Here is a 5,705-nt window from a genome sequence, read left to right on the forward strand (position 1 = left end):
CGGCACGGCGCAGGTGCTGCGCACGCAGGTCGCCGAGCAGATCCTGGGGCGGAAGCTGCCGCAGACGCGGGAGGGCTTCGCGCGCATCGCCGAGGAAGAGAGCGCGGCGCGGCGATCGGCCGCGGATTGAGGCGGGGGGGGGGGGGGGGGGGGGGGGGGCGGCGGGCCGGGGGGGGGGGGGGGCGGCCCCCCCCCCCCCCCCCCCAAAAGCTGGGATTGAGTGATAAAATCACAAGTAAGGCCCGATTTTAACCGAGAGTTTCCCCTTAAAAATCCCAACTTGGTAGATTTACGAAAATGAGATGCAGCCTTCCTCTTTACCTATTTTAATTGTTATTTGTGGGGCAACTGCCACAGGAAAATCCAGTTTAGCCCTACAATTGGCCGAAAAGTTTAATTCAGTAATTCTCAGTGCCGATTCCAGACAAATCTATCGAGAATTTAATATTGGTACTGCTAAACCTAGCTTAGAAGAATGTCAGCGGATTCCCCATTATCTAATTGATATTTGTCAGCCTCAAGATAATTTTACCCTAGCACAGTACCAAGAACAAGCTGAGAAGTTAATCAGCACTCTCCACTATTCTCCTCTGTTTTTGGTCGGTGGTACGGGACTTTATATCAAGTCCATTGTCAAAGGTTTAAAAATACCGAGGGTTTCTCCTCAAGCGGATTTAAGACGGCAATTACAAGCTTTAGGACAATCCTATCTTTATCAAATTCTGACCCAGGTAGATGAAGATGCCGCTAAAAAAATTCATCCCCATGATCAGGTAAGGACTTTACGCGCTTTAGAGGTTTTTTATCTGACAGGAAAACCTATCTCTAGTCAGCAGGGAGAAAATCCCCCCACTTATCCAATTTTACAAATTGGTTTAGATTGTTCCCCAGAAAGTTTAGACAAGCGGATCACTGTTCGTACTGATCAAATGATTGCAAAAGGATTAGTAGCAGAGGTGCAGAATTTGGGGGATAAATACGGTTGGGATTTGCCACTTTTGCAGACTTTGGGTTATGCAGAGATTAAGCAATATCTGCTCGGGGAAATTTCTTTAGAACAGGCGATCGATTTAATTATCCTCCATACCCGTCAATTTGCCAAACGTCAGCGCACTTGGTTTCGTGCCGATGCTGGTATTGTCTGGTTTCCCATCGATAAAGAAAATTTATTGGAATTGGTGGAACGAAAAATTATTTTGTTCCTTGAGGGGTTGTCAAGGCCCGATATAAAAACACATCATCCTGATTAACGATTAACCGAAAGTTCTCATTTTGATTCAGTTTATTTAAGTGATAATCAATTAGTTCTGGTGAACTAGACCAACCGGGATGACGGCGATCAAGTAGGATATAATTAAATTGATTTAAATCTAGGGATTGGGAGCCTTCGATCGCTAATTTGATCATTTCTCGATGGGTAAGATGGGGGGCAATTCTAGAAGTAGTCAAGACACTCTCACTGGTGGTAATTTGGGTTAGAGCTTTTTGGGTGGCGGACCAAGTATCGAGGGAATTTAAATACAGTGACCAAAAATAGCCGTATTTAGCTAAGGCAAGAAAGGCAATAGTTGCCCAAGTAATTATCCATTTAGGTTTTTTTAACCAGTTACCATTATGGGCTAAAGTGGCGATAACCGCTAGAAATAAAAAGGGCAAAATTGGCAGGGAATATTGAGTGGTTAAGTTTTTTTGTGGGGCATGATCTGCCAATAAATTTAAAGCGAGTGCGGGAATAGCGGCAATTATTGGGGCAGAATAGCGCCAGGATAAACCCCAAACTAAGGGAATAATTAATAGGATTAGGTATTCTAGATTATTGCCAGTAAAGATTTTTCCCAAGACTAGATCGGGTTTGAGGAAAAGATTAAAGATAATTGCTGGCAAACTATCTCCTAGATAACTATATCGAGAATCGGCCATTTCAACAACTGCCGATTTTCCTGTCAGGAGGGGAATTAATAACTTCGTGGTGATAATAAACCAAAGAATGCCGGTAATCATGGCAATTATTCCGGGGATTTTTTTCTTTTCCCAGAGAAGTAACCAGATACCCATTCCCAACAATGTTAAAGAGAGAATTGCTTTACAACCGAGAATAATAATGATTCCTAGAAAAAATCCCCAGAGATTATTTAATCTTGCGGCCAAAATTGTCCAAAAAATGGCTGGAACTGCGATAACTTCAGGATGAAAATCAAAGAGATTAACATTAAAAATCAGGGGATAGAGCAGATAAACTAAGGCTAATGTATAAGCTTGTTTTTCTTTTAATCCCGCTTGTATTGCCAATTGCCAGAGGGGAAAAGCACCAAGAGAAAGGGAAAAAGCTTGTAAGAAAAGCAGCCAATAAACGCTAGGATAAATTTTATAAAGTAAGGCTATAGGATAGAGAATAAAAGCGATGTGATCGCCTAAAATATGGTAGTCAACAAAAGATATAATCGGTGGTTTACCTTGAGAAATTAGGTAAACTCCCTGATCAAACCAGCCAAGATCGAGAGCGTTAGATTGAAATAAAATATGTCTGATCGTGCTGCAAATAAACAGGATTATTGTAGCGCAACCAATTAACCAAAATATATCTTTTTTTTTGTGCATAATCGTTAATTTTTACTGGGATTTTTCGGGATTATTACGACAATACTGCCAGGTATCTCTAAAATAGGAAGCAACTTCAGTAAACCATGCTTTAAAAATATTTCTGTTCTCACTGGTGACGATAACCCCATTAATAAACTCTTGCCATTGGGGATCATTAGCGGGAAGAATGAAACCATAATAATCGCAATTTAAAGGATTGCGTGGGATAAGTTGATAATCTTGTTCTAAGGATAAACCGAGAATGACAGCTTCTCCAATTAGCAGAATGCCATCACTAGCAAAAGCATCTATTCTATTCCTTCTTAAACTTTGGATACCCCGCAGTCTTCCCGTCACTCCTTGAAATTCTTGATAGGTAGCAAGAGGATATTTTTGTCTTAATAATTCTTGAGTGGTGGTATCTCGCAAAACTCCAATACTTATACCTTCTAAGGACGAAGAAAAGTTGAAATTATTCTGATTATCACTCCGAACTAAAAACTGAGTTCCGGTGACAAAAAAAGGACGAGAAAAACTGACACCATTAGGTATATTTTTTCTGATACTATTAGGACCACACTCGAAATCAACGGTTTTATTTTCCAATAACTGGAAGCGATTAAATAAAGTTGATTTATAAATTTTGACACTGATGATCCGGAGGTTTAATTTATGCTTGAGTTCCCCTCTGAGCAATTGGATAAAATCTAAGCATAATCCCTGCAAATTATTATTACTATCTCGATAGCCAAAGGGAATGGCATCTTCTCTCATCGCTACTTCTAATAATCCCGTGCGTTTAATTTTTTCCAGAACCGTTTCCGACTTAGCTGGGAGAGCAGCAAAAACATTAGATAAAATAACGAGAGTAAGAATGATTAATTTCATGACTTTTGCCGAGATTATTTAAGATTTGTTATGACCGTGATCCCATTGATCTAAAATGTCTTTGAATAATAATTCATCTAACCATGTTTTTACTACCACCGTCAAAGGTAACGCCAATAACAAACCTAAAATGCCAAACATTTGAGCAAAGAAAATTTGAGCGATTAGGGTAATCGCTGGTAGTAAAGATACCTGTTTAGCCATGACAGTGGGTGTCAGCAAATAACTTTCGACATTTTGGATAATAAAATAGAGAATCAGAATAGCGACAATTTTCCAAGGTGCATCGATAACAGCAATGAGGATCGGAAAAATCACACTAGCAGTCGGTCCGATATTAGGGATAAAATTGAGCAATCCTGCTAGGATAGCATGAACGAGAACTAGATTAATTTGTAGAGCGAGAAGACCGAAACCACTTAATAATCCTACCATAGTTGAACTAATGGCAATTCCCAACAACCAATTACCTAAACCCGCTTCCGATAGGGTAAGAATTTCCTCAGCACGACGACGATAGAAGTTAGGAAATAATTTTAAGAAAGCTTGTCGATAGGGTTGGGGGTTGACTAACATCATCATTGCTAACACCAGCACGAATAATAATTGCAAAATGGCCGCAACCGAGTTAGAAAAGAAAGTAAAAAAGTTACTAAAAACAAAAGTTCCTAAAGGTTGTAACTGCTGGACTAAATCAGTTAAATTAGGCAGGGATGGCAACCAATCAAATTGGAATTGTTGTCGCCATCGAATCAAGTTATTACGGACTAAATCCCAAGCTTGCGGTAAAAGTTCAATTAATTTTTGAAACTGTTCGATAAAGGGGGGGACAATAATTATAAAAAATAAAATCGCAATTCCCAGACTCGTCAGCAGGGTAATTAAAATAGCCAAACCCCTTTTAATACCTAATCTCTGCAATCCTTTCACACATCTATTTAAGGCTACGGTAAACACGATCGCCATAAAAATCAATAATAACAGCTGTCGAATCTGCCACAATACATAAAGAGCCATTATTAAACAGATAAACCCCAACCACTGACCAAATTTCACAACCTTGATTTATCCTATCGGGACAAGTTTTATCATACAGCAGTCAGCCGTCAGTCGTCAGGATTCAGGATTCAGTATTCAGGAGATTATTTTTATTTATTCTCTCCATCTCCCCATTCCCCCACTTCCCCACTTCCCCACTTCCCCACTTCCCCACTTCCCCACTTCCCCACTTCCCCACTTCCCCACTTCCCCACTTCCCACTTCCCACTTCCCCTTTCAAATCAGCAACGCCTTGGCTTCTCCAGGATGATATTCTAGGAGTTAATCTTTATGTAAATCCGTTGTCACAGAGGGAGCTAACTCATGCAAGTAAATAATCTCGGCTTTATCGCTAGTATCCTATTCGTCCTAGTCCCCACCGTTTTCCTCTTGATTCTGTTTATCCAAACCAGAGAGGAAACCGAGGGTTAAATTCCTTCCCTATCCAGGGTAAGCGCATCTTAACAAGCCTTGACAAAATGAACTTTATGTGAGTTGCTTACCCAGAGAGCGATTCAGGCATATTTGAGGAGAATTGGCCATCTCAATTGTTAGGCAAAAATCGACCCATTTGGTCGATTTCCTAACTATTTTGATTGACTGGTATCACTTGAAATGCCCATGCGGATCACAAAATTGGCCAATTGTCAATAGCGTTTGAGATGCTCTCACCCTGCTTCCCTATCCCTATTCTTCCTAAAAACCCCGGTGATTTCTGGAAGTCATGCGGGGTTTTTCCCTTGAATTAGGGGAAAATGCCAGTTTCGTCACCTGATCCTAAATCCGCTGAGTATAGGCTACTTATGAGGACAGGCACTTATGCAAGAGGCAAGAGGCAAAAGGGTGAATAAATAGGGTGATTTCTGATCAAGAAGATACCTGATAAGTAGTTGGAAAAAAGTAAAGTTAACTGTGGGCTAAGGAGTCGGTCGTCGGTCGTCAGTAAGAATTACGGCAATTTACATTTCTTAAGATAGACAACAGAATTTATGTCCGACTACTTAGTAACCATAATTGAGAAAGTTTGTGCTGCTTAAATAAAGAGGTTTTGACAACCAAAATGAACTACCCCGCCGCAAGCGGACGGGGTATCAGAATCAAAATAGACTCAATTGTAGATTTTGGTGTAGCTGCAGGTATTCTTTATCTTGTTCTTTTACATATCTCGCTATCATACCTTCATCCCCATGCTTTCCTAC

The 5,705-nt window shown here is 40.4% G+C and carries 5 protein-coding genes and 1 pseudogene; 2 read left to right on the forward strand and 4 right to left on the reverse strand.

The annotated features are described in order from the left end of the window. The first annotated feature begins 302 nt into the window (after positions 1–302). Positions 303–1,250, forward strand: a complete 948-nt coding sequence (gene miaA, locus ACOCD9_RS11130; RefSeq protein WP_287702051.1) for a tRNA (adenosine(37)-N6)-dimethylallyltransferase MiaA — start codon at positions 303–305, stop codon at positions 1,248–1,250. Here miaA and ACOCD9_RS11135 read toward each other — a convergent pair. The 3 genes from ACOCD9_RS11135 to ACOCD9_RS11145 are packed head-to-tail and all read right to left on the reverse strand — an operon-like array spanning position 1,192 to position 4,524. Beyond that, the gene (locus tag ACOCD9_RS11135) at positions 1,192–2,598 is read right to left on the reverse strand and encodes a DUF2079 domain-containing protein (protein ID WP_287702049.1); all 1,407 of its coding nucleotides are present in this window, start codon (positions 2,596–2,598) and stop codon (positions 1,192–1,194) included. The two genes, miaA and ACOCD9_RS11135, sit on opposite strands and share 59 nt — an antisense overlap. Before the next feature lie 12 nt (positions 2,599–2,610). Then, the gene (locus ACOCD9_RS11140; RefSeq protein WP_419547475.1) at positions 2,611–3,468 is read right to left on the reverse strand and encodes an amino acid ABC transporter substrate-binding protein; all 858 of its coding nucleotides are present in this window, start codon (positions 3,466–3,468) and stop codon (positions 2,611–2,613) included. Positions 3,469–3,486: 18 nt separating this feature from the next. Next, positions 3,487–4,524, reverse strand: a complete 1,038-nt coding sequence (locus ACOCD9_RS11145) for an AI-2E family transporter (RefSeq protein ID WP_419547477.1) — start codon at positions 4,522–4,524, stop codon at positions 3,487–3,489. Between the two features lie 306 nt (positions 4,525–4,830). Here ACOCD9_RS11145 and psbM point away from each other — a divergent pair, with 306 nt between their 5' ends. Continuing rightward, positions 4,831–4,938 carry a photosystem II reaction center protein PsbM gene (gene psbM / locus ACOCD9_RS11150; protein WP_002745897.1) on the forward strand — a complete coding sequence of 36 codons (108 nt, stop codon included), beginning with the start codon at positions 4,831–4,833 and terminating at the stop codon, positions 4,936–4,938. 665 nt (positions 4,939–5,603) lie between these two features. Here psbM and ACOCD9_RS11155 read toward each other — a convergent pair. After that, a pseudogene (locus ACOCD9_RS11155) lies at positions 5,604–5,705 on the reverse strand (IS200/IS605 family transposase); the annotation flags it as partial.

Origin of the sequence: Microcystis sp. (genome assembly GCF_048564745.1) — a bacterium.
Taxonomy (GTDB): Bacteria; Cyanobacteriota; Cyanobacteriia; order Cyanobacteriales; family Microcystaceae; genus Microcystis; species Microcystis ichthyoblabe_A.